At 62.7% G+C, this 26241-nt stretch carries 36 protein-coding genes and 1 pseudogene; 4 read left to right on the top strand and 33 right to left on the bottom strand.

What is annotated here, in order from left to right; translation table 11 throughout:
• Positions 1-101 precede the first annotated feature (101 nt).
• The 3 genes from QUH67_RS14115 (at position 102) to QUH67_RS14105 (ending at position 2168) form a co-directional block, all read left to right on the top strand.
• The gene (locus QUH67_RS14115; protein ID WP_300947291.1) at positions 102-1172 is read left to right on the top strand and encodes a zinc-binding alcohol dehydrogenase family protein; all 1071 of its coding nucleotides are present in this window, start codon (positions 102-104) and stop codon (positions 1170-1172) included.
• An 83-nt stretch (positions 1173-1255) separates the two neighbouring features.
• Entirely contained in the window at positions 1256-1609 is a 354-nt protein-coding gene (locus QUH67_RS14110; RefSeq protein ID WP_300947290.1) for a hypothetical protein, read from the top strand.
• A 163-nt stretch (positions 1610-1772) separates the two neighbouring features.
• Positions 1773-2168, top strand: coding sequence for a hypothetical protein (locus QUH67_RS14105; protein ID WP_300947289.1), 396 nt, complete (start codon positions 1773-1775; stop codon positions 2166-2168).
• 132 nt (positions 2169-2300) lie between these two features.
• Here QUH67_RS14105 and rplQ read toward each other — a convergent pair whose 3' ends face one another.
• The 31 genes from rplQ to rpsL form a co-directional block, all read right to left on the bottom strand.
• On the bottom strand, positions 2301-2717 hold the full coding sequence (gene rplQ / locus QUH67_RS14100) for a 50S ribosomal protein L17 (RefSeq protein ID WP_300947288.1): 417 nt from the start codon (positions 2715-2717) through the stop codon (positions 2301-2303).
• Between the two features lie 118 nt (positions 2718-2835).
• Positions 2836-3876 (bottom strand): DNA-directed RNA polymerase subunit alpha, encoded by a 1041-nt coding sequence (locus QUH67_RS14095; protein ID WP_300947287.1) that lies wholly within the window; start codon positions 3874-3876, stop codon positions 2836-2838.
• Between the two features lie 117 nt (positions 3877-3993).
• Positions 3994-4383, bottom strand: a complete 390-nt coding sequence (rpsK, locus tag QUH67_RS14090; RefSeq protein WP_006021048.1) for a 30S ribosomal protein S11 — start codon at positions 4381-4383, stop codon at positions 3994-3996.
• Positions 4384-4515: 132 nt separating this feature from the next.
• Entirely contained in the window at positions 4516-4884 is a 369-nt protein-coding gene (gene rpsM / locus QUH67_RS14085; RefSeq protein WP_161855307.1) for a 30S ribosomal protein S13, read from the bottom strand.
• 186 nt (positions 4885-5070) lie between these two features.
• Positions 5071-5943 carry an adenylate kinase gene (locus tag QUH67_RS14080; RefSeq protein WP_300947286.1) on the bottom strand — a complete coding sequence of 291 codons (873 nt, stop codon included), beginning with the start codon at positions 5941-5943 and terminating at the stop codon, positions 5071-5073.
• Between the two features lie 79 nt (positions 5944-6022).
• On the bottom strand, positions 6023-7354 hold the full coding sequence (gene secY, locus QUH67_RS14075) for a preprotein translocase subunit SecY (protein WP_300947285.1): 1332 nt from the start codon (positions 7352-7354) through the stop codon (positions 6023-6025).
• A 146-nt stretch (positions 7355-7500) separates the two neighbouring features.
• Positions 7501-7989: a 50S ribosomal protein L15 gene (gene rplO / locus QUH67_RS14070; RefSeq protein ID WP_300947284.1), complete on the bottom strand. Its 489-nt coding sequence runs from the start codon at positions 7987-7989 to the stop codon at positions 7501-7503.
• A 72-nt stretch (positions 7990-8061) separates the two neighbouring features.
• On the bottom strand, positions 8062-8256 hold the full coding sequence (gene rpmD / locus QUH67_RS14065) for a 50S ribosomal protein L30 (RefSeq protein WP_300947283.1): 195 nt from the start codon (positions 8254-8256) through the stop codon (positions 8062-8064).
• 35 nt (positions 8257-8291) lie between these two features.
• The gene (rpsE, locus tag QUH67_RS14060; protein WP_028349043.1) at positions 8292-8867 is read right to left on the bottom strand and encodes a 30S ribosomal protein S5; all 576 of its coding nucleotides are present in this window, start codon (positions 8865-8867) and stop codon (positions 8292-8294) included.
• A gap of 58 nt (positions 8868-8925) precedes the next feature.
• The gene (gene rplR, locus QUH67_RS14055; RefSeq protein ID WP_300947282.1) at positions 8926-9285 is read right to left on the bottom strand and encodes a 50S ribosomal protein L18; all 360 of its coding nucleotides are present in this window, start codon (positions 9283-9285) and stop codon (positions 8926-8928) included.
• An 11-nt stretch (positions 9286-9296) separates the two neighbouring features.
• Entirely contained in the window at positions 9297-9830 is a 534-nt protein-coding gene (gene rplF, locus QUH67_RS14050; RefSeq protein WP_300947281.1) for a 50S ribosomal protein L6, read from the bottom strand.
• Positions 9831-9846: 16 nt separating this feature from the next.
• A complete protein-coding gene (gene rpsH / locus QUH67_RS14045; RefSeq protein WP_025588638.1) occupies positions 9847-10245 on the bottom strand; it encodes a 30S ribosomal protein S8 in 399 nt (132 codons plus the stop codon).
• A 14-nt stretch (positions 10246-10259) separates the two neighbouring features.
• Positions 10260-10565, bottom strand: a complete 306-nt coding sequence (rpsN, locus tag QUH67_RS14040) for a 30S ribosomal protein S14 (protein ID WP_291844357.1) — start codon at positions 10563-10565, stop codon at positions 10260-10262.
• A gap of 46 nt (positions 10566-10611) precedes the next feature.
• The gene (gene rplE, locus QUH67_RS14035; RefSeq protein ID WP_300947280.1) at positions 10612-11169 is read right to left on the bottom strand and encodes a 50S ribosomal protein L5; all 558 of its coding nucleotides are present in this window, start codon (positions 11167-11169) and stop codon (positions 10612-10614) included.
• Positions 11162-11476, bottom strand: a complete 315-nt coding sequence (gene rplX, locus QUH67_RS14030) for a 50S ribosomal protein L24 (RefSeq protein WP_300947279.1) — start codon at positions 11474-11476, stop codon at positions 11162-11164. The genes rplE and rplX overlap by 8 nt, the downstream gene beginning before the upstream one ends.
• Positions 11476-11844, bottom strand: a complete 369-nt coding sequence (gene rplN, locus QUH67_RS14025; RefSeq protein WP_011473865.1) for a 50S ribosomal protein L14 — start codon at positions 11842-11844, stop codon at positions 11476-11478. The genes rplX and rplN overlap by 1 nt, the downstream gene beginning before the upstream one ends.
• 85 nt (positions 11845-11929) lie before the next feature.
• Complete coding sequence (gene rpsQ / locus QUH67_RS14020) at positions 11930-12178, bottom strand: 30S ribosomal protein S17 (RefSeq protein ID WP_296516268.1); 249 nt, start codon at positions 12176-12178, stop codon at positions 11930-11932.
• Between the two features lie 10 nt (positions 12179-12188).
• Positions 12189-12395, bottom strand: a complete 207-nt coding sequence (gene rpmC / locus QUH67_RS14015; RefSeq protein WP_300947278.1) for a 50S ribosomal protein L29 — start codon at positions 12393-12395, stop codon at positions 12189-12191.
• Between the two features lie 5 nt (positions 12396-12400).
• On the bottom strand, positions 12401-12814 hold the full coding sequence (gene rplP, locus QUH67_RS14010; protein ID WP_025588649.1) for a 50S ribosomal protein L16: 414 nt from the start codon (positions 12812-12814) through the stop codon (positions 12401-12403).
• 64 nt (positions 12815-12878) lie between these two features.
• Positions 12879-13586 (bottom strand): 30S ribosomal protein S3, encoded by a 708-nt coding sequence (gene rpsC / locus QUH67_RS14005; protein ID WP_300947277.1) that lies wholly within the window; start codon positions 13584-13586, stop codon positions 12879-12881.
• Between the two features lie 19 nt (positions 13587-13605).
• The gene (gene rplV, locus QUH67_RS14000) at positions 13606-13992 is read right to left on the bottom strand and encodes a 50S ribosomal protein L22 (RefSeq protein ID WP_300947276.1); all 387 of its coding nucleotides are present in this window, start codon (positions 13990-13992) and stop codon (positions 13606-13608) included.
• Between the two features lie 10 nt (positions 13993-14002).
• Positions 14003-14281 (bottom strand): 30S ribosomal protein S19, encoded by a 279-nt coding sequence (gene rpsS, locus QUH67_RS13995; RefSeq protein ID WP_108518089.1) that lies wholly within the window; start codon positions 14279-14281, stop codon positions 14003-14005.
• A 12-nt stretch (positions 14282-14293) separates the two neighbouring features.
• Entirely contained in the window at positions 14294-15127 is an 834-nt protein-coding gene (gene rplB, locus QUH67_RS13990; protein WP_300947274.1) for a 50S ribosomal protein L2, read from the bottom strand.
• Between the two features lie 12 nt (positions 15128-15139).
• A complete protein-coding gene (locus tag QUH67_RS13985; protein WP_300947272.1) occupies positions 15140-15439 on the bottom strand; it encodes a 50S ribosomal protein L23 in 300 nt (99 codons plus the stop codon).
• Positions 15436-16056: a 50S ribosomal protein L4 gene (gene rplD / locus QUH67_RS13980; RefSeq protein ID WP_300947271.1), complete on the bottom strand. Its 621-nt coding sequence runs from the start codon at positions 16054-16056 to the stop codon at positions 15436-15438. The genes QUH67_RS13985 and rplD overlap by 4 nt, the downstream gene beginning before the upstream one ends.
• Before the next feature lies 1 nt (position 16057).
• Positions 16058-16777, bottom strand: coding sequence for a 50S ribosomal protein L3 (gene rplC / locus QUH67_RS13975; RefSeq protein WP_300947270.1), 720 nt, complete (start codon positions 16775-16777; stop codon positions 16058-16060).
• 52 nt (positions 16778-16829) lie between these two features.
• Positions 16830-17138 (bottom strand): 30S ribosomal protein S10, encoded by a 309-nt coding sequence (gene rpsJ / locus QUH67_RS13970; RefSeq protein ID WP_002712302.1) that lies wholly within the window; start codon positions 17136-17138, stop codon positions 16830-16832.
• A gap of 94 nt (positions 17139-17232) precedes the next feature.
• The gene (tuf, locus tag QUH67_RS13965) at positions 17233-18423 is read right to left on the bottom strand and encodes an elongation factor Tu (RefSeq protein WP_300947269.1); all 1191 of its coding nucleotides are present in this window, start codon (positions 18421-18423) and stop codon (positions 17233-17235) included.
• A gap of 40 nt (positions 18424-18463) precedes the next feature.
• On the bottom strand, positions 18464-20536 hold the full coding sequence (gene fusA / locus QUH67_RS13960; RefSeq protein ID WP_300947268.1) for an elongation factor G: 2073 nt from the start codon (positions 20534-20536) through the stop codon (positions 18464-18466).
• Positions 20537-20565: 29 nt separating this feature from the next.
• The gene (rpsG, locus tag QUH67_RS13955) at positions 20566-21036 is read right to left on the bottom strand and encodes a 30S ribosomal protein S7 (RefSeq protein ID WP_192733871.1); all 471 of its coding nucleotides are present in this window, start codon (positions 21034-21036) and stop codon (positions 20566-20568) included.
• Positions 21037-21051: 15 nt separating this feature from the next.
• Positions 21052-21423, bottom strand: coding sequence for a 30S ribosomal protein S12 (gene rpsL, locus QUH67_RS13950; protein WP_025588683.1), 372 nt, complete (start codon positions 21421-21423; stop codon positions 21052-21054).
• Between the two features lie 698 nt (positions 21424-22121).
• Between rpsL and QUH67_RS13945 the strand changes: the two are divergent.
• Positions 22122-23322 (top strand): annotated as a pseudogene (locus tag QUH67_RS13945) (FAD-dependent oxidoreductase).
• Between the two features lie 10 nt (positions 23323-23332).
• On the opposite strand, the gene QUH67_RS13940 reads toward QUH67_RS13945, so the two are convergent.
• Together QUH67_RS13940 and QUH67_RS13935 are read right to left on the bottom strand one after the other, a co-directional pair.
• Complete coding sequence (locus QUH67_RS13940) at positions 23333-24124, bottom strand: MOSC domain-containing protein (protein ID WP_300947265.1); 792 nt, start codon at positions 24122-24124, stop codon at positions 23333-23335.
• Between the two features lie 42 nt (positions 24125-24166).
• On the bottom strand, positions 24167-26197 hold the full coding sequence (locus tag QUH67_RS13935) for an ABC transporter ATP-binding protein (protein WP_300947264.1): 2031 nt from the start codon (positions 26195-26197) through the stop codon (positions 24167-24169).
• Positions 26198-26241: the final 44 nt, after the last annotated feature.

The following is a 26241-nucleotide window of genomic DNA, read 5'->3' as shown; positions in this document are numbered from 1 at the left end:
ATCCAAACAGGGACTAGTTCCCCATATTTACAGTACTTGCCATTTCGAAGCCAGCGCGACAGTTAGTCGGTCAACAATTCAGCCAGCCAGGAGACACGGGCATGAAGGCCGTCGGCTACAAAAAATCACTTCCCATCGAGGATGCGGATTCGCTGTTCGATTTCGAGGCTGCCAAGCCGGAGCCGAAGGGCCGCGACATCCGGGTGGCGGTCAAGGCGATCTCCGCCAACCCCGTCGACTACAAGGTCCGCAAGCGCGCCGCCCCGCCCGAGGGCGAGACCAAGATCCTGGGCTATGACGCCGCGGGCATCGTCGATGCCGTTGGGCCGGACGTGACCCTGTTCAAACCCGGCGATGAGGTGTTCTACGCCGGCTCGATCCTGCGTCAGGGCACCAACGCTGAATTCCATCTGGTCGACGAGCGGATCGTCGGCCGCAAGCCGAAATCGCTGTCGTTCGCGCAGGCCGCGGCGCTGCCGCTGACCTCGATCACCGCCTGGGAATTGCTGTTCGACCGGCTCGGCGCCATACCCCATGCAGAAGTGCCGCTGCTCACATCAAACCCCCGCTTGCAGATGATGCACGATCTCTACCACCTGCGGGACGACGGCACCCTGCTGATCACCGGCGGTGCCGGTGGCGTCGGCTCGATCTTGATCCAGTTGGCGCGCCGCCTGACCGACCTGACGGTGGTCGCCACCGCAACGCGGCCGGAGTCGCAAAAATGGTGTCTCGACCTCGGCGCGCATGCCGTGATCGACCATTCCCAACCGATGAAGCCGCAGATCGAAAAGCTGAAGCTGCCGCCGGTGGTGCTGGTCGCAAGCCTCACATTCACCGACCAGCACTACAAGGCGATCGCGGATCTGATGGCGCCGCAGGGCAAATTCGGCCTGATCGACGATCCGCCGGAGTTCACCATGAGCGCGTTCAAGGGCAAGGCCATCTCGGTGCATTGGGAATCGATGTTCACGCGCTCCTCGTTCCAGACGCCGGACATGATCGCCCAGCATCACCTGCTCAACGACGTGGCGGACCTCATCGACAAGGGCGTGCTGCGCACCACACTCGACCAGACGTTTGGAACGATCAACGCGGCCAATCTGAAACGTGCGCATGCATTGCTGGAAAGCGGTAAATCGCGCGGCAAGATCGTGCTGGAGGGGTGGTAGCAGAGCAACTGCGTCCGCGAAGAATAACGTAACGCAAAAAGGCCCCCACGCTTGAGCCGGGAGCCTTTTCGGTCACGAGGGAGATGGCCACCCTCGTGACACCACCGAAGCGCATCGCTGCGCCGTCACTTCGCTTCCGCCGCCTCGCGGGCCAGTCGCTCTTCCTTGAGCCGCTGGAAATTGGCGCGGAAAGCCTCATCCTGCTTCTTGCGCGCGGCAATCGCTATTTCGGCTTCCTGTCGCGCCCGTTCCTTTTTCGCCTCACGCTCTTCCTTCGTGATCGGCGGCTTCTCTCGATGCTCGAAATTTTCCATGCTGATCAACGCATGAGGCCGCCGAAAGTTCCCCCGGCGTTCCCGCACGGGCTGCGCGGTCGTGTCACGTCCCGCAAGGCAAACGCTCACGGAGCATTGAGTTCCAAAGCAGGAAGAAATTGACGATCCTCTCACGCAAGCGGCGGGAAGCCTCTTCAGCGCCGTCCTGAACAACCATTCATGAATGTTAAATCTGCGGGATGAAGAGGTTTAGAACTCGCAATCAAAGCAACAAATGGCACTCGTTCGTGTTGATCGGGGGCCTGTTTACGGAAAGGAGTGGTCCATGAGGAAGGCACCTTTGGTTCTGGCCGCAGCAGCGGTCCTGGGTTTGACGGCGATAGCAGCACCCGCGCCCGCGGAAGCTCATTGGCGCGGCGGCGGCTGGGGCCCGGGCTTGGCCGGCGGCCTGATCGCGGGTGCGGTGATCGGCGGATTGGCCTCGAACGCATACGCCTACGGTCCGGGATACGGATATGGCCCGGGTTACGGTTATTACCGCGGCGGCTACGCGCCGGCCTACTACGGCGGCTACTATGGTGTCGGATATGCGCCGGCCTACTATGGCGGTTACTACGGCGGTCCCTATGTCCGTCGCGTCTATCGTCCGGCATATTCCTATTATGGCGGCCCGCGCTACTATGGTCCGCGATACCATCGCAGCTACTATCGGCACTGGTGAACCACCAAATGAAAGGGCCGCCCCGAGGGGCGGCCCTTTGTTTTTGGTCTCGGAAAAAGCGCAGCGCGCTCCCCACAAAAAAGCGGCGCTCAAAGGCGCCGCTTTTGAATTTCGTGAAATAGCAAAGCTTACTTACGCCGCCTCGGATTGCTTTTCCTGCACCGGACCCGAATCGAGACCCTTGGCATCGACGTCGCGGTCGACGAACTCGATCACGGCCATCGGCGCGTTGTCGCCGTAGCGGAAGCCGGCCTTGATGATGCGGGTGTAGCCGCCCTGACGATCCTTGTAGCGGGGCGCCAGCACGTCGAACAGCTTCTTGACCTGATCCTTGTCGCGCATCTCCGAGATCGCCTGGCGGCGCAGGGCCAACCCGCCCTTCTTGCCGAGGGTGACCAGCTTCTCGACGATCGGCCGCAGCTCCTTGGCCTTCGGCAGCGTGGTGACGATCTGTTCGTGCTTGATCAGCGCGGCGCACATGTTGGCGAACATCGCCTTGCGATGCTCGGCGGTGCGGTTGAGCTTGCGATGAACCTTGCCGTGACGCATTGAACTATTCCTTGTCTTCGTCGCGACGGTTCGTCGGACATGTTGCTCAGGTGGGCTGCCTGCGTTCGCCCGGTAACGCGATGGCCGGGATTACCCGGCCACCACGGTAATTGTCGACTCAGTAGTGATCTTCGAAGCGCTTGGCCAGCTCGTCGATGTTCTCGGGCGGCCAGCCCGGCACTTCCATGCCGAGATGCAGTCCCATCTGGGCCAGCACTTCCTTGATCTCGTTCAGCGACTTGCGGCCGAAGTTCGGGGTGCGGAGCATTTCCGCTTCCGACTTCTGCACGAGGTCGCCGATGTAGACGATGTTGTCGTTCTTCAGGCAGTTTGCCGAACGCACCGACAGTTCGAGTTCGTCGACCTTCTTGAGGAAGGCCGGGTTGAACGCGAGATCGGGGATGATCTCCTGCGTGACTTCCTTGCGCGGCTCTTCGAAGTTCACGAACACGTTGAGCTGATCCTGCAGGATGCGGGCGGCGTAGGCCACCGCGTCTTCCGGCGAGATCGCGCCGTTGGTCTCGATCGTCATGGTCAGCTTGTCGTAGTCGAGGATCTGGCCCTCGCGGGTGTTCTCAACCTTGTAGGAGACCTTGCGCACGGGCGAGAACAGGCTGTCGACCGGAATCAGGCCGATCGGCGCGTCCTCGGGCCGGTTACGCTCGGCGGCGACGTAGCCCTTGCCGGAAGCGACCGTGAACTCCATGCGGATTTCCGCGCCCTCATCCAGCGTGCAGAGCTGCAGGTCGGGATTGAGCACGACGACGTCGCCGACGGTCTGGATGTCGCCGGCGTTGACGGCGCCCGGACCGGACTTCTTCACGACCATGCGCTTGGGGCCTTCGCCCTGCATCTTGATCGCGATGTCCTTGATGTTGAGCACGATGTCGGTGACGTCCTCGCGGACGCCCGCGATCGAGGAAAACTCGTGCAGCACACCGTCGATGTGCACCGACTGCACGGCGGCGCCTTGCAGCGACGACAGCAGGATGCGGCGCAGCGCGTTACCGAGCGTCTGGCCAAAACCGCGCTCGAGCGGTTCGGCGACGACGGTGGCAAACCGGGTCGCATCGGAGCCCGGCGTTACCTGCAACTTGTTCGGTCGAATGAGTTCTTGCCAATTCTTCTGGATCGTCACTGTGTCACCCCTTCGGGTCAATGGACCGGCCGGTCGATCTGCCTTCAAATCACCGGCGCTGGAGACCGCGGATCAGTCCGCGGCAGTCAAAATTCCAAGACCAATCGCAAGGCGGCACCCGCCGCCCGCGACCGGATATCAAACGCGCCGACGCTTGCGCGGACGGCAACCATTGTGCGGGATCGTCGTCACGTCACGGATCGACGTCACCGTGAAGCCCGCCGCCTGCAGCGCGCGAAGCGCCGATTCACGGCCCGAACCGGGGCCGGCCACTTCCACTTCCAGCGTGCGCATGCCGTGCTCCTGCGCCTTCTTGGAAACGTCTTCGGCCGCGACCTGCGCGGCATAGGGGGTCGACTTGCGCGAGCCCTTGAAGCCCATCGTGCCGGCCGAGGACCAGGCAATGGTGTTGCCCTGCGCGTCGGTGATGGTGATGGTCGTGTTGTTGAACGACGAATTGACGTGCGCGATACCCGAAGCGATGTTCTTGCGCTCGCGACGGCGTACGCGGGTGGCTTCCTTGCCCATTCCTAAAACCTTCCTGTGATCTCAAACGCCGCCGTACTGCCAGCGGCTACACCTAATGACGGGCGAATAGTGAGTGGCAAATAGCGAATAGGGGCCTGCCCCACCCGCCATTCGCCATTCGCAACTCGCCAATTACTTCTTCTTGCCGGCGATCGATTTGGCCGGGCCCTTGCGCGTGCGCGCATTGGTGTGGGTGCGCTGGCCGCGCACCGGCAGACCGCGACGATGACGCAGGCCGCGATAGCAGCCGAGGTCCATCAGACGCTTGATGTTGATGCCGGTCTCGCGACGAAGGTCGCCTTCGACGAGATAGTCGCGGTCGATCACTTCGCGGATCTGCAGAACTTCCTGGTCGCTCAGCTGGCTGACGCGACGATCCTCCGGGATCTTCACCTTCTCGATGATCTCGGCCGCGTTCTTCTGGCCGATGCCATGGATGTACTGGAGCGCGATCAGCACGCGCTTGTTGGTCGGGATATTCACGCCGGCAATACGGGCCACGGACTTCTCTCCTGTCGCCGGTCCCTCGCGGAGCGGCTTTAAAGTTATTGCTATCTCGGGCAGGTGTCCGCAAACGCGAACACGACGCCCGTCCCCTGATCTGCTTCGGGGCCCGGCATCGTCAAAAAACTATCCGACTTGGATGCGGGCTTATTAAAGGATTCAACTCGGTTTCGTCAACCGCCTCTATCGCTTAGCTCGCTTTTTAGTGACCTTTTTGGTCGCTTTCCGGACGGTCTTTTTGGTGGTCTTTTTGGCCTTCCCGGCAGCCCGCCCCCTGGCTGGCGGCGCGGCCTTCCGGCCTGCCTTCCTGGCCGCTTTGGACGACGCTTTCGCGGCCTTCCCGGCCGGCTTGGCGGCCTTCTTGGTTGTTTTGGCTGCCTTTTTGCCTGCACGCCCAGCGGTCTTCCTGGCGGCCCCAGGGGCCTTCCGGGCCGGCGCCGCGGCCTTTGCACCCCCCTTGGGTTCCACGGCGCCGACGGCGGCCAGGATCCGGTTGATCTCCCGTGTGACCTGCTCGATGGACATCATGCCATCGACGGTCGCGAGCTTCCGGCGCTCGGAATAGTAGTGGATCAGCGGCTCGGTCATCGAACGGTAGCTCGCCAGCCGCTTTGACAGCACCTCCGGGGTATCGTCGATACGCACTTCCTCGCCGCGGGCGCGCATCTCGGCCACGCGGGTCTCGACGCGGCTCAGCAGCGCGCTCTCGTTGACGCGCAGTTCGATGACGGCCTCGAGCCGGATGTGCTTCTTCTTCAGGAGTTCGTCGAGGGCTGCCGCCTGCGGCACCGTGCGCGGAAAGCCGTCGAGGATGAAGCCGTTCTTCATGTCGGGCTGGTCGAGACGGTCGGAGATGATGCCGATCACGATCTCATCCGGCACCAGCGAACCGCTTGCCATGATGTCCTTGGCCTGCAGGCCAACCGGCGTCTGGGCCGCGACTGCCGCCCGCAGCATCTCGCCGGTCGAGAGCTGGATGATGCCGTACTTCTGGACGAGCCGCTGCGCCTGGGTCCCCTTGCCCGCGCCCGGCGGACCCAAAAGGATCAATCTCATGACTATTCGCCCCCCGGCTTGGTGAGCGAAACGCCGCACACCCTCTTATTGAAACTCGGACCGCCGCGTTTCCGCGACATCAGCGGCGGCGGCCCCTCAGTTTGGATTTCCTGATCAGTCCTTCATACTGATGCGCCAGCAGATAGCCTTGAACCTGCGCCACCGTATCCATCGTCACGCTGACGACGATCAAGAGCGAGGTGCCGCCGAAATAGAACGGCACCGAGGCATAGGAAATCAGGATTTCGGGAATCAGACAGACGATCGCCAGATAGATCGCGCCCAGCACCGTGACACGCGACAGCACGTAGTCGATATATTCGGCGGTGCGCTCGCCCGGCCGGATGCCCGGGATGAAGCCGCCATGCTTCTTCAGATTGTCGGCGGTCTCGGTCGGGTTGAACACGATCGCGGTATAGAAGAACGCGAAGAACACGATCAGGCTCAGGTAAAGCACCAGGAACAGCGGACGGCCGTGGCTGAGCTGCGTGTTGAGCCACTGGAACCATTCGGGCCCCTTGCCGGCATTGAAGTTCGCCACGGTGGCCGGCAGTAGCAGCAGCGAGGAGGCGAAGATCGGCGGGATCACACCCGAAGTGTTGAGCTTGAGCGGCAGATGCGAGGACTGGCCCTCGAACATCTTGTTGCCGACCTGACGCTTCGGATACTGGATCAGCAGGCGGCGCTGTGCGCGCTCCATGAACACGATGAAGGCGATCACGGCGACCGCCATCACGATCACCAGCAGGATCAGCCCGGTCGAGAGCGCGCCCTGGCGGCCGAGTTCCAGCATGTTGGCGAGAGCCGACGGCAGTTCTGCAACGATGCCGGCCAGGATGATCAGCGAGATACCATTGCCGATGCCGCGCGAAGTGATCTGCTCGCCGAGCCACATCAGGAACATGGTGCCGCCGGTCAATGTGACCGTGGTGGAAATCAGGAAGAACATTCCGGGTTCGCTGACGACGTTGCCGGCGCCCTGCAGGCCGACCGCGATGCCGTAGGCCTGGAACGTAGCCAGGATCACCGTGAGATAGCGCGTATACTGGTTCAGCGTCTTGCGGCCCGCCTCGCCTTCCTTTTTCAGCGCTTCGAGCTTCGGCGAAACCGTGGTCAGGAGCTGGATGATGATCGATGCCGAGATGTACGGCATGATGTTCAGCGCGAAGATCGCCATGCGGTTGATGCCGCCGCCGGCGAACATGTTGAACATGCCGAGGATGCCGCCGGCCTGGGACTTGAACACTTGCTCCCAGGCCGCCGGGTCGATGCCGGGCAGCGGGATGTAGGTGCCGAGGCGGTAAACAAGCAGCGCGCCCAGCGTGAACCAGATGCGCTTCTTCAGTTCGTCGGCTTTCGCCAAGGCGCCGAAATTGAGGTTTGCCGCGAGTTGTTCTGCTGCTGAGACCATGTTCAGGCTTTCTCCCGCCGCCCCCCAAGCCGAAGCCCCGGGCGGGGCTATCGGCAGACGCCGGACATTATTTGGTGCTCGGCTTCGATAAGTCCATTGGTCGATCGTGCCGATCGCGCGCCCATGGGCAGGCGATGACGCAGATGTTACGCCGCCTCGCCTTCTTCTTTCTTGGCGGGCGCCAGAATCTTCACGGTGCCGCCGGCCTTCTCGACCGCCGCCACCGCGGACTTGGAAGCGCCGTGCACCTCGATAGCGAGCTTGGCCTTGAGTTCGCCGCGGCCGAGCAGCCGCAGGCCGTCCTTGGCGCGGCGGATCACACCGGCCTTCACCAGCGATTCCACGGTGACGGTTTCCTTGGCGTCGACCAGCTTGGCGTCAACCGCTTCCTGCAGCCGGTCGAGATTGATCTCGGCGAAGTCGAGCCGGAAGATGTTGTTGAAACCGCGCTTCGGCAGGCGCCGATGCAGCGGCATCTGGCCGCCCTCGAAACCCTTGATGCGCACGCCCGAACGCGCGGTCTGGCCCTTGCCGCCGCGGCCCGAGGTCTTGCCCTTGCCGGAACCGATGCCACGGCCGACGCGCATGCGCTTCTTGCGCGAGCCGGCGTTGTCGGCGATATCGCTGAGCTTCATCGTTAGCTTCCTTTATCCTTCGCGTGATCTGACCGAAAACCGGAATCCGATTTCCGGGACCACGCTCCGAAATTACTTCTCGCCGACGATGCGGACGAGATGTTGAACCTTGCTGATCATGCCGCGAACCTCAGGCGTGTCCTGAAGCTCGGAAACCCGGCCGATCTTGTTGAGCTTGAGGCCGATCAGCGTCGAACGCTGCGAGTGGTGGCGGCGGATCGCGCTGCCGGTCTGCTCGACCTTGATCGTCTTTGCGGCCTTGGCCATCGTCTTAACTCCAAATAGCGCGGTCAGTGCGCCGGTTATTCAGCCACCACTTCGGCGTCGCCGCCGACGCGGCGCGACTGCAGCGTGGACACCTTGATGTTGCGGCGCGCGGCCACCGAACGCGGCGAATCCTGATGCTTCAGCGCGTCGAAGGTGGCGCGAACCATGTTGTACGGATTCGACGAGCCGATCGACTTCGCCACCACGTCCTGGATGCCGAGCGTTTCGAACACCGCGCGCATCGGACCGCCGGCGATGATGCCGGTACCGGCCGGCGCGGCGCGCAGGTAGACGCGGCCGGCGCCGTGACGGCCGGCGATGTCGTGATGCAGCGTGCGGCCTTCGCGCAGCGCCACGCGCGTCAGGTTGCGCTTGGCCGACTCGGTGGCCTTGCGGATCGCCTCGGGAACTTCGCGCGCCTTGCCGTGGCCGAAACCGACCCGGCCCTTCTGGTCGCCGATCACGACCAGCGCCGCAAAGCCGAAGCGCTTGCCGCCCTTGACGACCTTCGCCACGCGATTGATGTGGACCAGCTTGTCGACGAACTCGCTGTCGCGCTCCTCGCGATCCCTGCTCCGTTCGCGTCCGCCGCGTTCGCGTTCACCTGCCATGGTGTTTTCCAATCTTTAGGGGAGTTAAGCCCCTGTCCTCGTAAATTTCCAAAACCGTTTAGAAGCTGAGCCCGCTCTCGCGCGCCGCATCCGCGAGCGCCTTGACGCGCCCGTGGTACAGATACTGGCCGCGGTCGAACACCACTTCCTTGACGCCGTTCTTCACGGCGCGTTCCGCCAGCAGCTTGCCGACGGCCTTGGCCGCGTCGATGTTGGCGCCGGTGTTGCCGGCCTCGCGCATGGTCTTTTCCAGCGACGAGGCGGAAGCCAGCGTCTCGCCCTTCAGGTCGTCGATGACCTGGGCGTAGATGTGCTTCGACGAGCGGAACACCGACAGACGCGGACGTCCATTGGCGGACCGGCGCAGCGCGTTGCGCACGCGCTGCTTGCGCCGGGCATTCGTGACCTTGAGTGACATGACCGGCTCCGTTACTTCTTCTTGCCTTCCTTGCGGAAGATGAATTCGTTGGCGTACTTCACGCCCTTGCCCTTGTAGGGCTCCGGCGGGCGGTAGGCGCGGATTTCCGCGGCGACCTGGCCGACACGCTGGGAATCGTTGCCCGTGATCGTGATCTCGGTCGGCTTCGGCACCGCGATGGTGATGCCTTCCGGGATCGCGTAGACGACGTCGTGGCTGTAGCCGAGCGCGAGCTGCAGGTTCTTGCCCTGCATCGCGGCGCGGTAGCCGACGCCGGTGATTTCGAGCTTCTTCTCGAAGCCCTTGGTGACGCCTTCGACCAGGTTTGCGACCTGCGCGCGCGCGGTGCCGTACATGGCCTGCGCGCGATTGGTCTTGAACTTCGGCGCGACCTTGACCTCGCCGCCCTCGAACTTCACTTCGACGTCGTCGTGCACGATGAACTGAAGCTGGCCCTTCGGCCCCTTCACCTTGACGGTCTGCCCTTCGACGCTCGCCGTCACACCGGACGGGATCGCCACAGGCTTTTTGCCAACACGTGACATGCTCTCGAATCCTTCCTCAGAACACCGTGAAGAGAACTTCGCCGCCCACATTCGCGTCGCGCGCGTCGTGGTCAGCCATGATTCCCTTCGGCGTCGACAACACCGAAATGCCGAGACCATTGTTCACGCGCGGCAGGTTCTTCACCGAGGCGTAAACCCGACGGCCCGGCTTGGAGACCCGCTCGATCTCGCGAATGACGGGCTCGCCGTCGAAATATTTCAGCTCGATCTCAAGCTCGCTGCGGCCCGACGCGTGTTCGACGCTGGCGTAACCGCGGATGTAGCCTTCCGACTTCAGCACTTCGAGTACGCTGGCGCGCATCTTGGAGCCTGGGGTCGAGACCTTGGACTTCGAACGCATCTGCGCGTTGCGGATGCGGGTGATGAGATCGGAGATCGGATCGTGCGTTGACATCTTGACGACCCTCCTTACCAGCTCGACTTCACGAGCCCGGGAACCAGGCCCTTGGAGCCGAGTTCACGCAGCGCGATGCGGGACAGCTTGTTCTTGCGGTAGATCGAGCGCGGCCGGCCGGACAATTCGCAACGGTTGCGAATCCGGGTCGCCGACGAATTGCGCGGCATCTGGGCGAGCTTCAGCGTCGCCGCGAAGCGCTCTTCCATCGGCCGGGTCTTGTCGGCGATGATCGCCTTCAGCTTCGCACGCTGCGGGGCGGCGTTCTTCGTCATCCGCTTGCGCCGGTTGTTCTTCTCGATCGAACTCTTCTTTGCCATGCTTTGGCTCCTGGGTTTCCGCGTTTGAGAGGCTTCTAGCTGCGTCTCACTGCCGGAACGGGAAATTGAATGCGGTCAACAAGGCGCGCGCCTCGTCGTCGGTCTTGGCCGTGGTGCAGACCGTGATGTCCATGCCGCGGGCTTCCGAAACCTTGTCGAAATCGATTTCGGGGAAAATGATGTGCTCCTTGATGCCGAGCGAATAGTTGCCGCGGCCGTCGAAGCTCTTCGGGTTGAGGCCGCGGAAGTCGCGCACGCGCGGCAGCGCCACGTTCACCAGGCGGTCGATGAACTCGTACATCTTGGCCTTGCGCAGCGTGACCTTGCAGCCGATCGGCTGGTTCTCGCGCAGCTTGAAGGTCGCGATCGCGACACGCGAATAGGTCACGATCGCCTTCTGGCCGGCGATCTGCGTCAGTTCGCCAGCCGCGGTCTCGGCCTTCTTCCTGTCGTTGACGGCATCGCCAACGCCCATGTTGAGCACAATCTTGTCCAGGCGCGGCACCTGCATGACGTTGGCATAGCCGAACTGCTCGGTCAGCTTGCCGCGGATTTCCTTGTCGAACTGCGCGCGCAGGCGCGGCGTGTAAGCGGTATCAGCCATCGATCTCTGCTCCCGAGCTCTTGGCAATGCGTACCTTCTTGCCATCGGCCTGAATCTTGAAGCCCACGCGGGTCGGCTTGCCGTCCTTGCCGACATAGGCGACGTTGGACAGGTGGATCGGCGACTCCTTGGAGATGATGCCGCCCTCCTGGTTCTGGGTCTGCTTCTGGTGACGCTTCACCATGTTGATGCCGCGCACCAGCGCCTTGTTCTCGGCGGGGCGGACCTCGAATACCTCGCCGGTGCGGCCCTTGTCGCGACCGTTCAGCACGATGACCTTGTCACCTTTCCGGATCTTGGCAGCCATCACAGCACCTCCGGCGCAAGCGAAATGATCTTCATGTGGTTCTTGGCGCGCAGCTCGCGCGGCACCGGCCCGAAGATACGGGTGCCGACCGGCTCCGACTGATTGTTGATCAGCACGGCGGCGTTGCGGTCGAAGCGGATGACCGAACCGTCGGCGCGGCGGATGTCCTTGCGGACCCGCACCACGACGGCCTTCATCACGTCGCCCTTCTTCACCTTGCCGCGCGGAATCGCTTCCTTGATCGACACGACGATAACGTCGCCCACGGTGGCATAACGGCGCTTGGATCCCCCCAGCACCTTGATGCACATGACACGGCGTGCGCCTGAATTATCGGCCACGTCGAGGTTGGTCTGCATCTGAATCATTGATGCACCTCGTCCTCTTTCTGATGCGCTCGAATTAGCGCCTAAAATTTTTCCCGATTGATCGTCCGGCCTGGGCCGAACGAACTCAGGCGGTTTTCTTCTGTTCGCCCCGGACCACTGTCCAGCGCTTCAGCTTGGAGATCGGCTTGCTCTCCTCGATCCACACCATGTCGCCCGGTTTGAACTGATTGTCCTCGTCGTGCGCGTGGTAGTTCTTGGAGCGGCGGATCGTCTTCTTGTAGATCGGATGGGTGAAGCGGCGATCGACGCGCACAACCACCGTCTTGGCTTGCTTGTCGCTCACGACCACGCCCTGAAGGGTACGTTTCGGCATATGCGGCCTCTTACTTCTTCTTCGCGCGCGTCTGCGCGGCGATGGTCTTGATGCGGGCGATGTCGCGGCGGGCTTCACGCAGCCGCGAAGTGTTCTCCAGCTGCCCGGTGGCGCGCTGGAAACGCAGGTTGAAGCGTTCCTTCTTCAGATTGAGGACGGCGTCCTCCCTCTGGTCTTCGCTCATCGCGCGGATGTCTTCGACTTTCATCTGGGCCATGACGGTTACTCCGCAATGCGCGCGACGAAGCGCGTCTTGATCGGCAGCTTGGCGGCGGCGAGCGAGAGCGCCTCCTTGGCGGTCTGCACCGTGACGCCGTCGATCTCGAAAATCACGCGGCCCGGCTTGACCCGCGCCACCCACAATTCAGGCGTACCCTTGCCGGAGCCCATGCGGACTTCGGCCGGTTTCTTCGACACCGGCAGGTCCGGGAACACGCGGATCCAGACCCGGCCGGCGCGCTTCATGTGACGGGTCAGCGCGCGGCGTGCGGCTTCGATCTGACGGGCGGTGATGCGCTCGGGCGCCATCGCCTTCAGGCCGAATTGACCGAACGACAACGTCGCACCCGAAGTCGCAACGCCGTGGATACGGCCTTTATGCGCCTTCCGGAACTTCGTCTTCTTTGGTTGCATCATGGCTTTAAGCCCTCAAACCTTCTCTAGAGCATGATTCCAAAGGACCATGCTCAAACAATAATTCTCACGCAGCGTCGCGGCGCGGACGCGAACTGCCGCCACTGTCGCCTTCGGCCATCTTCTTGTCCTGGGCCATCGGATCGTGCTCGAGGATCTCGCCCTTGAAGATCCAGACCTTGACGCCGCAGGTGCCGAACGTGGTGAACGCGGTCGCCACGCCGTAGTCGATGTCGGCGCGCAGCGTGTGCAACGGCACGCGGCCTTCGCGATACCATTCCATGCGCGCGATTTCGGCGCCGCCGAGACGGCCCGAACAGTTGATGCGGATGCCTTCGGCGCCGAGGCGCATCGCCGACTGCACCGCCCGCTTCATGGCGCGGCGGAACGCGACGCGGCGCTCGAGCTGCTGGGCGATCGATTCGGCGACCAGCGTGGCGTCGAGTTCCGGCTTGCGAATTTCGACGATGTTGATGACGACGTCGGAAGCCGTGATGTCGGCAACCCGCTTGCGCAGCTTGTCGATGTCGGCGCCCTTCTTGCCGATCACCACACCCGGACGCGCCGAATGGATCGTCACGCGGCACTTCTTGTGCGGACGCTCGATCACGATGCGGGCGACGGCCGCCTGCTTGAGCTCCTTGTGCAGGATCTCGCGAATCTTCACGTCTTCATGCAACAGCTTGCCGTACTCGTTCTTGCCGGCGAACCAACGGGAATCCCACGTCCGGTTGATGCCGAGACGCAGTCCGATTGGATTGATCTTTTGACCCATCGTTATCTCCTGCGCCGCTTTAAGCGCTTGCCTCGGCCGCGACCTGACGAACCACGATGGTCAGGTGCGCGAATGGTTTGTAGATACGGCCCGAGCGACCACGGCCGCGCGGCGAAAAACGCTTCATGACGATGCCGTTGCCGACATGCGCCTCGGCGACGACGAGATCGTCGACCTCGAGGTCATGGTTGTTCTCGGCGTTGGCGATCGCCGACTCCAGGCACTTCTTGACGTCGACCGCGATCCGCTTGCGCGAGAACTGCAGGTCGGCGAGCGCAGCCGAAGCCTTCCGGCCGCGGATCAGCTGCGCGACAAGATTGAGCTTCTGCGGGCTGACGCGCAGCATCCGGGCAACCGCCTTGGCCTCGTTGTCCTCGAGGCTACGTTCGCGCTTTGGTTTGCTCATCGTCTATTCCTCAAGCCTTCTTGGCTTTCTTGTCGCCAGAGTGGCCATGGAAGGTACGGGTCGGCGAGAACTCGCCGAACTTGTGACCCACCATTTCCTCGTTGATCGAGACCGGAACGTGCTTCTGGCCGTTGTAGACGCCGAAGACCAGGCCGACGAACTGCGGCAGGATGGTCGAGCGGCGGCTCCAGATTTTGATGACGTCGTGACGGCCGGACGCGCGCGCCGCATCTGCCTTCTTGAGCAGAGACGCTTCGACGAACGGGCCTTTCCAGACTGAACGTACCATGTCCGGCGTTCCTTACTTCTTCCGCTTGTGGCGGCTTAGGAGGATGAATCGATTGGTCGACTTGTTCGAACGGGTCTTCTTGCCCTTGGTCGGCTTGCCCCACGGGGTAACCGGGTGGCGGCCGCCCGAGGTGCGGCCTTCGCCGCCGCCGTGCGGATGGTCGATCGGGTTCATGACGACGCCACGGTTGTGCGGGCGCCAGCCGAGCCAGCGGGTACGGCCGGCCTTGCCGATCGAGATGTTCATGTGGTCGGGGTTCGACACCGCGCCGATGGTGCCGCGGCAGCGGCCGTGTACCAGGCGCTGTTCGCCCGAGTTCAGACGCAGGATGACGTAGTCCTGGTCGCGACCGACGATCTGGGCGTAGGTGCCGGCCGAACGTGCGATCTGGCCGCCCTTCCCGATCTTCATCTCGATATTGTGGATGATGGTGCCGACCGGCATGTTGCCGAGCGGCATGACATTGCCGGGCTTCACGTCGACATAGTTGCCGGCGACCACGGTGTCGCCCACGGCCAGACGCTGCGGCGCCAGGATATAGGCCTGCTCGCCGTCCTGATACTTGATCAGCGCGATGAACGCGGTGCGGTTCGGATCGTATTCCAGCCGCTCGACGACCGCGGGAACGTCGGCCTTGTTGCGCTTGAAATCGACCAGGCGGTACGACTTCTTGTGGCCGCCGCCGCGGAAACGTACGGTGATGCGGCCGGTGTTGTTACGACCGCCATTGCCGAGCTTGCCCTCGGTCAGCGCCTTGACAGGCTTGCCCTTGTAGAGCGCCGAACGGTCGACCATCACCAGCTGGCGCTGGCCCGGCGTCGTCGGATTGTAGGTTTTCAATGCCATCGCTGTGTCGCCTTATAGTCCGGTGGTGACGTCGATGCGGTGGCCCTCTTCGAGGGTCACGACCGCCCGCTTGACGTCCGACTGCGAACCGAAATTGCCGCGGAACACCTTGGTCTTGCCCTTGCGGACCAGCGTGTTGACGCGCTTCACCTTGACGTCGAACAGCTTTTCGACGGCTTCCTTGATCTGCGGCTTGGTCGCCTTGGCTGCGACCCTGAACACGACCTTGTTGTGCTCGGACGCTACCGTCGCCTTTTCGGTGACGACAGGAGCCACGATGATATCGTAATGGCGCGGATCGATATTCTTCATTTGAAGCGCGCCTCCAGCGCATCGACTGCCGCCTTCGTCAACACGAGCTTATGACGACGCAGAATGTCGTAGACGTTGATGCCCTGGATCGGCAGCACGTCGATATTCGGAATGTTGCGCGCAGCGATGGCGAAACCGTTGTGCAGCTCGGCGCCGTCGATGATCAGCGCATTGGTCAGGCCGAGACCCGAAAAATGACCGACCAGCGCCTTGGTCTTCGCAGCCTCAAGGTTCGCATTGTCGATCACGATCAGACCGCCGTCCTTGGCCTTCGCCGACAGCGCATGCTTGAGCGCCAGCGCGCGCACCTTCTTCGGCAGGTCGGTCTCGTGAGAACGAACGACCGGACCGAACGCACGGCCACCGCCGCGGAACTGCGGCACGCGGGCCGAGCCGTGACGGGCGCCGCCGGTGCCCTTCTGCTTGTACATCTTCTTGCCGGTGCGCCAGATCTCGGCGCGGCCCTTGGCCTTGTGCGTTCCGGCCTGGCGCTTGTTGAGCTGCCATTGCACGCAACGCTGGATGATGTCGCTACGCGGCTCGAGACCGAAGATCGCGTCCGAGAGCTGGACCGAACCGGCTTCCTTGCCTTCAAGGGTCGTGACTTTCAGTTCCATCTCACGCGCCCTCCTGCTCGGCCGCAGCCTGAGCTTGCTCGCCGCCGGCAACCTTGAACTTGCCGGGCTTCGGAGCTTCCTTCGGCAGCGGCTTCTTGACGGCGTCGCGCACCGAGATCCAGCCGCCCTTGGAGCCGGGAACGGCGCCTTCGACGAGGATCAGGCCGCGTTCGACGTCGGTCTGCACCACACGCAGATTGAGCGTGGTGATGCGATCGACACCCATGTGACCGGGCATCTTCTTGTTCTTGAAGGTCTTGCCGGGATCCTGACGTCCGCCGGTCGAACCGATCGAACGATGCGAGACCGACACGCCGTGGGTGGCGCGCAGGCCGCCGAAATTCCAGCGCTTCATGCCGCCGGCAAAACCCTTACCGACCGAGGTGCCGGTGACGTCGACGAACTGGCCGACCACGAAATGGTCCGCCTGAATCTCGGCGCCAACCGGGATCAGCGCGTCCTCCGACACGCGGAACTCGGTGACCTTCCGTTTGGGCTCGACCTTGGCGACCGCGAACTGGCCGCGCTCCGCCTTCGGCAGATAGACGGTCTTGCGGGTGCCCGAACCGAGCTGCAGCGCAACGTAACCGTTCTTCTCGGTCGTGCGGTGGCCCAGCACCTGGCAATTGCCCAGCTTCAGCACGGTCACAGGGATATGTTCGCCGGCCTCCGTAAAGACCCGCGTCATCCCGACCTTTTGTGCGATCACTCCGGAGCGCATCGGCGTGCTTCCTGTTCTTTCTGTCCGCTGACTGCGGACGATCCTGAAAATCTTAGAGCTTGATCTCGACGTCGACACCGGCGGCCAGGTCGAGCTTCATGAGAGCATCGACGGTCTGCGGGGTCGGATCGACGATGTCGAGGAGGCGCTTGTGGGTGCGCATCTCGAACTGCTCGCGGCTCTTCTTGTCGACGTGAGGCGAACGGTTGACGGTGAACTTCTCGATGCGGGTGGGAAGCGGAATGGGTCCGCGAACCTGGGCACCGGTGCGTTTCGCCGTGTTCACGATCTCGCGGGTCGACGTATCGAGGATACGATGGTCGAACGCCTTGAGACGTATGCGAATATTTTGGCCGTTCATTGCCGTTTGTCTTTCTTTGTCGCTTTAGGGCGATTGGTGAGCAGCGAATAGCGAATGGATATGATCCACTCGCTACTCGCCATTCCCTGTTCGCTTATTCGATAATCGAGGCGACGACGCCGGCGCCGACGGTGCGGCCGCCTTCGCGGATGGCGAAGCGCAGCTTTTCTTCCATCGCGATCGGCACGATCAGGTGCACTTCCATCGCGATGTTGTCGCCCGGCATCACCATTTCGGTGCCTTCGGGCAGATGCACGACACCGGTCACGTCGGTGGTGCGGAAGTAGAACTGGGGCCGGTAGTTGGTGAAGAACGGGGTGTGACGACCGCCCTCCTCCTTGGTCAGGATGTAGGCCTCAGCCTTGAACTTGGTGTGCGGCTTGACCGAACCCGGCTTGCACAGCACCTGGCCACGCTCGACTTCCTCGCGCTTGGTGCCGCGGAGCAGCGCACCGATGTTGTCGCCAGCCTGGCCCTGATCGAGCAGCTTGCGGAACATTTCGACGCCCGTGACGATGGTCTTCTGCGTGGCGCGCAGGCCGACGATTTCGATTTCCTCGCCGACCTTGACGATGCCGCGCTCGACACGGCCCGTGACGACGGTGCCGCGGCCCGAGATCGAGAACACGTCTTCGACCGGCATCAGGAACGGCTGGTCGATCGGACGCTCCGGCTGCGGAATGTAGGAATCGACGTTCTTCATCAGCTCGAGGATGGCGTCATGACCGAGCGCCTTGTCCTTGTCTTCGAGGGCGGCCAGCGCCGAGCCCTTGATGATCGGAATATCGTCGCCGGGGAAATCATACTTCGACAGCAGCTCGCGAACTTCCATCTCGACGAGCTCGAGCAGTTCCGGATCGTCGACCATGTCGCACTTGTTCAGGAACACGACCAGCGCGGGAACGCCGACCTGACGGGCGAGCAGGATGTGCTCGCGGGTCTGCGGCATCGGACCGTCTGCGGCCGATACCACCAGGATCGCGCCATCCATCTGGGCTGCGCCGGTGATCATGTTCTTCACGTAGTCGGCGTGGCCCGGGCAGTCGACGTGGGCATAGTGCCGGTTCTGGGTCTCGTACTCGACGTGGGCGGTCGAGATCGTGATGCCGCGCGCCTTTTCTTCGGGCGCCTTGTCGATCTGATCGTACGCCGTGAACGTCGCACCGCCGGTTTCAGCCAGCACCTTGGTGATCGCTGCGGTCAGCGAGGTCTTGCCATGGTCGACGTGACCGATGGTTCCGATGTTGCAGTGCGGTTTATTACGTTCAAACTTTGCTTTGGCCATTTGACTCTCCGTTCAGTCGTTAGCTTTGAACCAACGACAATCAGGCAAACTTCTTCTGGACTTCTGCCGACACGTTCGCCGGCGCTTCAGCGTAGTGATCGAATTGCATCGTAAAGGTCGCGCGTCCCTGGCTCATCGAGCGCAGGTTATTCACGTACCCGAACATGTTCATGAGCGGCACCATCGCGTTGATGACGTTGGCATTGCCGCGCATGTCCTGGCCCTGGATCTGGCCGCGCCGGGAATTCAGGTCGCCGATGACCGAACCGGTATAGTCTTCCGGGGTCACCACCTCGACCTTCATGATCGGCTCGAGCAGAACGGACTTGCCCTTCTGCAGCGCTTCGCGGAACGCCGCGCGCGATGCGATTTCGAAGGCCAGCGCCGAGGAGTCGACGTCGTGATACTTGCCGTCGACCAGCTGGACCTTGACGTCCACCACCGGGAAGCCGGCGACCACGCCCGAGCCCATCACGCTGTTGAGGCCCTTTTCGACGCCGGGGATGTATTCCTTCGGCACCGCGCCGCCGACGATCTTCGATTCGAACTCGTAGCCCTTGCCGGGTTCATTCGGCTCGACGATGATCGACACTTCGGCGAACTGGCCGGTACCACCGGTCTGCTTCTTGTGCGTGTACTTGACCTCGGCTCGCTTGGTGACCCGCTCGCGGAACGCCACCTGCGGCGCGCCGATGTTGGCGTCGACCTTGTAGGTACGGCGCAGGATGTCGACCTTGATGTCGAGATGGAGTTCGCCCATGCCCTTGAGAATGGTCTGGCCGGACTCCTGGTCGGTCGACACCCGGAACGACGGATCTTCGGCGGCGAGCTTCGCCAGCGCGACACCCAGCTTTTCCTGGTCGGCCTTCGACTTCGGCTCGATCGCGATTTCGATCACCGGCTCCGGGAATTCCATCTTTTCGAGGATCACCGGCTTGTCGGGATCGCACAGCGTGTCACCGGTGCGCGCTTCCTTCAGGCCAGCCAGTGCGACGATGTCGCCGGCATAGGCTTCCTTGATGTCTTCGCGGTTGTTCGCATGCATCAGCAGCATGCGGCCGATACGTTCCTTCTTCTCGCGGGTCGAATTGACCACGCCGGTGCCGCTCTGCAGCACACCCGAATAGATGCGGCAGAAGGTGATGGTGCCGACGAAGGGGTCGTCCATGATCTTGAACGCGAGCAGAGCCAGCGGCTCCTTGTCGTCCGCCTTGCGCACCACTTCGTTGCCGTCGTCATCAATGCCCTTGATCGCGGGCACGTCGACCGGTGACGGCAAGTAATCAACGACGGCGTCGAGCAGCGGCTGCACGCCCTTGTTCTTGAAGGCCGAGCCGCACAGGACCGGATAGAACGCGCCGGTCAGCACGGCCTTGCGGATCAGGCGCTTCAGCGTCGCTTCGTCCGGCTCCTTGCCATCGAGGTAAGCAGCGAGAGCTTCGTCGTCGAGTTCGACGGCAGCTTCCAGCAGCTTCTCGCGGTATTCCTTCGCCTTCTCGACCATATCCTCGGGGATATCGACGTCTGAGAACTTGGCGTCGAGCTTCTCTTCTTCCCAGATCACGCCCTTCATGCGGACGAGATCAACCAGGCCCTTGAAGTTATTCTCGGATCCGATCGGAAGCTGGATCGCAATCGGCTTGGCACCGAGGCGATCAACGATGTCCTTCATGCACTTATAGAAGTCGGCACCGGTCTTATCCATCTTGTTGGCGAAGACGATGCGCGGAACCCGGTACTTGTCGCCCTGGCGCCAGACGGTCTCGGTCTGCGGTTCGACGCCCTGGTTGGAATCGAGCACGCATACCGCACCGTCGAGCACGCGCAGCGAACGCTCGACTTCGATGGTGAAGTCGACGTGGCCGGGGGTGTCGATGATGTTCAGGCGCTTGCCGTTCCAGAACGCAGTAGTCGCAGCCGAGGTGATCGTGATGCCCCGCTCCTGCTCCTGCTCCATCCAGTCCATCGTCGCGGCACCTTCGTGCACTTCGCCGATCTTGTGGCTCTTGCCGGTGTAATAGAGGATGCGCTCCGTGGTCGTGGTCTTGCCGGCATCAATATGCGCCATGATGCCGAAATTGCGGTAGTTCTCAATGGCATGAACGCGGGGCATTGTCTGTTCCTTAGATCCGTGTTTCGCCGTTACCAGCGATAATGCGAGAAGGCACGGTTGGCTTCCGCCATCCGGTGCACGTCTTCACGCTTCTTGACGGCGTTACCCCGGTTATTCGACGCGTCGAGCAACTCGGCCGAGAGCCGCTCCGTCATCGTCTTTTCGTTGCGATCGCGCGCGGCCGTGATGATCCAGCGAATACCCAGCGCCTGACGGCGAACCGAGCGGACTTCGACCGGCACCTGGTAGGTGGCGCCACCGACGCGGCGCGACCGCACTTCGATGGTCGGCATGACGTTTTCCAGCGCCTGCTCGAACACCGGCAGCGGCCCCTGCTTGGTCTTGGCTTCGATCATGGCGAGCGCGCCGTACACGATGCTTTCGGCGGCGGACTTCTTGCCGTCGTACATGATCGAGTTCATGAACTTCGTGATGATGATGTTCCCGAACTTCGGATCCGGGTTCACTTCACGCTTTTCAGCAGAATGGCGACGAGACATCTGATCTGTTCCCGCTTACTTCGGACGCTTCGCGCCGTACTTCGAACGACGCTGCTTACGGTTCTTGACGCCCTGGGTATCGAGGACGCCGCGGAGGATGTGGTAGCGAACGCCGGGCAAGTCCTTGACGCGGCCGCCGCGGATCATGACCACCGAGTGCTCCTGAAGGTTATGGCCTTCACCCGGGATGTAGCCGATCACTTCGAAGCCGTTGGTCAGACGCACCTTGGCGACCTTACGAAGCGCCGAGTTCGGCTTCTTCGGCGTCGTGGTGTAGACGCGCGTACAGACACCGCGCTTCTGCGGCGACTGCTGCAGCGCCGGCACCTTCTTGCGTGACTTCTGCACCGCACGCGGATTTGCGATCAGCTGGTTGATCGTCGGCATGTCAGCCTTCACCCTTTAGTTCGCGCGAAACCTCTGAAAAGGCCTTCGCAAATTCTTCTCGGAACTAGCCGTTCCGTTCGGCCCGCCTTGCGCGAAAAAACTTCCACGCAAAACGAAATCGCGCCAACCACTCATCGCTGAGCGGAAAGCGCTTCGACGCCACAGAGGACCGCGATCGAAGACCGATCAGCTTTCGCTGCCCGGCCCGCTTCCGAGGTCATGCATCCGAGTTCACTCTCAAGAGGACGTGCTCAAGAGAACTAAAATCGTCCTGGCATTGCCTAGCAATATATCGACAGCGTTTGAGCGGCATTCGTCGAGGTTGGTGCCCGTCGCAGTCCAAAACAGGATTTGAAGGGTGTTCCGTTCCGACGTTGGCGTCGCTCACCGCCTGTCGTTAAGTGGGCGTCTTCTATAAGCGGTGGATAGCTAAGTCAAGCGAAACGACATCGCTGGAAATGCCTTTGGCGCTAGTGGATTCAGAGCTTGGCGAGAATCCGGAAAGCGCTGAAGTGAATTCGCGGCGCGTAGCTGAGATAATGACACTCGCAGCTTCGCGCCACCCCATCGGTTATTTTTACCCGGATAATACAACCAGAAACACTATTCTGGCGGAATCCGCACCGATACGCCCCCTCCAGCTAAGCCTTTCTTTGCCATTCGGGGTGCAAAATGTCGCACCCCGGCTGAGATTCCCCATGAAGCACACCGATATCGCGATCATCGGCGGCGGCCTCGCCGGCTCCACGGTGGCCGCCATGCTCGGGCGCGCGAAGATTCCAGCGGTCGTGATCGACCCGCATCAGACCTATCCGTTCGACTTCCGCGTCGAAAAAATCAGCGGCGACGAGCAGGTCGAGCGCTTCCACCGGACCGGAATCGCCGAATCGGTGCTGCGCTCGGCCACCCATGACGGCGAAAACTGGATCGCGCGATTCGGCTACCTGCTCGACAAGAAGCCGAGCCGCCAATACGGCATCATGTACGACGCGCTGATCGGCGCGGTGCGCGCCGAAATCGCAGCCCCCGCCGAAATCGTTTACGCCAAGGTGGCCGATGTCGCGACCAGCGCGGACCGGCAGAAGCTCACGCTGTCGAACGGAGAAACCATTTCGGCGCGGCTGGTGGTGCTGGCCAATGGCCTGAGCGTCGGGCTGCGCCGCAATCTCGGCATCGAGCGCCAGATCCTGAGCGCCGGCCATTCCATCTCGATCGGGTTCGATATGGTGCCGGTCGGCCGCCCGGCCTTCGAATTTCCGGCGCTGACCTTTTTCGGAACGGGCCAGTGAACGGGTTGCCTATGTGACGCTGTTCCCGATCGGAAACCGGATGCGGGCCAATTTGTTCGTCTACCGCGAGGTCGACGACCCCTGGCTGCGCGCGATGCGGAAGAATCCGGTCGAGACCATGAACGCCGCGCTGCCGAGACTGCGCCGGATCACCGGCGACTATGCCGTTGCCGGCGACGTCAAGATCCGGCCCGCCGATATCTATGTCTCGACGGGCTATCGCCAGGCTGGAATCGTCCTGGTCGGCGATGCCTTTGCGGCCACCTGCCCGGTTACCGGCACCGGCACCGACAAGGTATTCACCGACGTCGCCCAGCTCTGCAACGTCCATATCCCGGCCTGGCTCGGGACCGAGGGCATGGACACGGAAAAGATCGCCTCGTTCTACGACGATCCGGTCAAGCAGGCCTGCGACGCCTGGTCGATGGCCAAGGCCGTCAGCTTCCGCAAGGTCACGGTCGAGACCGGGCTGTACTGGCGCGCCCAGCGCTGGGCGCGCTTCCTGGCGCGGTTCGGCGAAGGCGCCCTGCGGCGGATGCGAAACGAGATCGGCGCTGGTACGAGCCGCCGGGCTCACGCCTCGCCGTCTTCATTGTCGCCGTCGGCCTGACCGGCGGCACCTAATCCAGCAGAACGATCTCGTCACCCGGGCGAACCAGCCCCTCGACCAGCACGGCAGCGTAGACGCCGGCCGTGTTGTCATGATTCTTCGCGACATGCCGCAAGATCTCGGGATTTTCCTCGAGCGTCTCCGGGTCGATGCTGATCATGCGACACCGGATGTCACGTTCCAGAACATGGACCGTCAGTTTCGGCCCGATCCGCAGCCGCCGGCCGACGAAGGCGTCTTCCGCAAAGCTCTCACCGCCATCGAGATCGACATAGAGGTTTTCGCGAAAGCGGCGCTTGTCGAGCGTCAGGCCGACGGCGCTGCCGATTCCGTCGATCGTCTGGACGGCGAGCAACGATAGCGGGCGGCAGTCGGTCATGGCCCGGTCCGAACGGATGATGGTCAGGTCGGACGCGTCGAGCTGATCACCGCCGATCAGGGCGGGCAGCGCCGGGTCGGATGCGGACAGCGTTTTTCCGTCCGGCGTCTCGATCTCCAGCGCCAGATCGTCGCTGGACGGAAACAGCGGTGTCAGGCCTGAGCCACGGGTTTCCGCATCGGCCAGATTGCCAGGGGCAAGCGTCAGTTCGGGGCGACTGAATTTCGGCCGAAATAACAGCATTTCCTTCCGGCTTCGCGCGGTGAGGAACGGAAAGGCCTTGGGCGCGCCGGCATGATGGACGGCGTAGAGCCGGTCGCCGAGCACGCCGGCAAAGCTGACATAGGCCTCGGGCAGCGATTCGCCCGGCATGCTCTTGACCGGGTAACGCCAAACGCTCTCAAGCCGCCCCACAACCTTCATTGCAAATTCCGTCCGAGATTCCGCGGATCGAGGCGTTCTGGATCACTCCTCGTCGTCATCCTCGTCATCGTCGTCATCTTCATTGTGGTCGTCGGCCTGACTGGCGGCATTGTGCGGCGTATGGCCCTGGTCGTCCCAGAGCTTGCGATAGACGCCGTTCGCCGCAAGCAATTGCGCATGCGTGCCGCGCTCGATCGCCTTGCCGCCTGAAATCACGATGATCTCGTCCATCTCCACCACCGAGGTCAGGCGGTGGGTCGACCAGATCATGGTGCGTCCTTCCGCAACGTTGAGCAGCGTCCGGTTGATCGCAGCCTCCGTGGTCTGGTCGAGGGCCGAGGTCGCCTCGTCGAGCAGCAGCAGCGAGGGATTGCGGATGATGGCGCGGGCGATCGCGATGCGCTGGCGCTGGCCGCCCGACAGCGTGTCGCCGCGCTCGCCGACCGGCGTGTCGTATTTCTGCGGCAGGCTCATGATGTAGCTGTGAATCTCCGCCTTGCGCGCGGCCGCCACGACTTCCTCGTCGCTGGCACCCTCCTTGCCGAGCCGGATGTTCTCCCGGATCGACATGTTGAACAGCATGTTCTCCTGGAACACGACCGCCATGCCCCGGCGCAGGGACTCGCGCGTCACGCGGCGGATATCGACGCCGTCGATGGCCACCCGCCCCTCGTCCGGCACGTAAAGCCGCAGGATCAGATTGAGCAGCGTGCTCTTGCCCGAGCCGCTGGGACCGACGATCGCGATCCGCTTTCCCACGCCGATCTTGAGGCTGAAATTGTCGAGCACCGGCGTCGAGCTGCCTTCATAGGCGAAGGTCACGCGCTCGAAGGCGATGTCGTTGGCGATCGGCGGCATCTCGGGCGCGCCCGGGCGATCGGCGCCGCGCGTCGGCTCGTCGAGCAGTTCCTGCATGTGCCGCACCGCCGCCGCCGACTGGATCGACACCGGGATGAAATGCATCAGATGGGCGATGTTGTAGGACACCTCCCAGAACGCGCTCTCGAAGGTGACGAAGGTGCCGATCGTGATCTGGCCCTTGGTAGCAAGATAGGCGCCGATCGCCAGCACCACGAGGTGCAGCAGCAGCACCGAAATGGTGACCGTGCGCTCCACCATGGTCGAGAGGAATACGGCGGACGCGGTCTTGATGCGCACTTCCTGGTTGCGCATGGTGAACCAGCCCAGCGTGCGGCGCTGCAGGCTGAACGCCTTGACCACCGCCTGCGCCGCCACGTTTTCCTGCACCGTGCCGAGCAGCGCCGATTCGTTGAGCTTCTGCTCGTAGTTCGCCTGGACCGCCTTCGGCGTCAGGATCCGCGGGCCGATCAGCGTGATCGGAAATACCAGCAAGGCGACGGCCGCGAGCTGCCAGTTCAGGAACAGCATCAGGATGATGCCGGCGATCAATTCCAGGAAAGGCAAGGCGGCGCTGTTGGCGAAGGTCTTGATCGATCCTTCGAACGCCGCCAGGTCGATGGAGAAGCGCGAGAGGATTTCGCCGCGCTTGGTGCGGGCAAAATACGAGGCCGGCAGGTTCTGGACGTGCTCGAACAGCCGGCCGCGCACGTCGGCAATGATGCTCGCCGCCAGCCGCGCATCCCAGCGCTCGTACCAGACCGCGATGATCGAGGTGATGATGCCCGCGACCGCGAGCACGCCGAGGATCTTGTAGAGTGCCTGAAAATCCTCCTCGCCGAGCGCGTCGTCGATCAGGAATTTCAGGCTCAGCGGCATGATGACGTTGAACAGCGTCTCGACCAGGACGCCGAAGGTCACGAAGGCGATCAGCTTGCGGTAATTGCCGAGATGCGGCCGCACGAAGCCGTAGATCGTGGCCATCGCACCGGCGGCTTCCTTGGCGGTGAAGACGACGAGGTCCTCGTCATCATCATCGTCGTCAAGTTCCAGTTCGTCCTCGTCGTCGTCGGTGTCGTCCTTATCGGGAACTGCCGCGACCGGCTTGCCGCCCGCCGGTGGCGCAGCCGCGGTGCCGGCTGCGAGTTTCTTCGCAAGCTCGGGGTCGTCCGCCGGCGCGGAATTTGGCTCATCCGGGGGAGGCTTGGGCGCCATGAAACCAACCGATGCTTGCACGGCCGGCATGACCGCAATCGAGG

This window comes from Bradyrhizobium roseum (genome assembly GCF_030413175.1).
In the GTDB taxonomy this organism is placed as follows: domain Bacteria; phylum Pseudomonadota; class Alphaproteobacteria; order Rhizobiales; family Xanthobacteraceae; genus Bradyrhizobium; species Bradyrhizobium roseum.
Note: the sequence above shows the minus strand (reverse complement) of the source record. Positions and strands in the feature narration are given on the sequence as shown.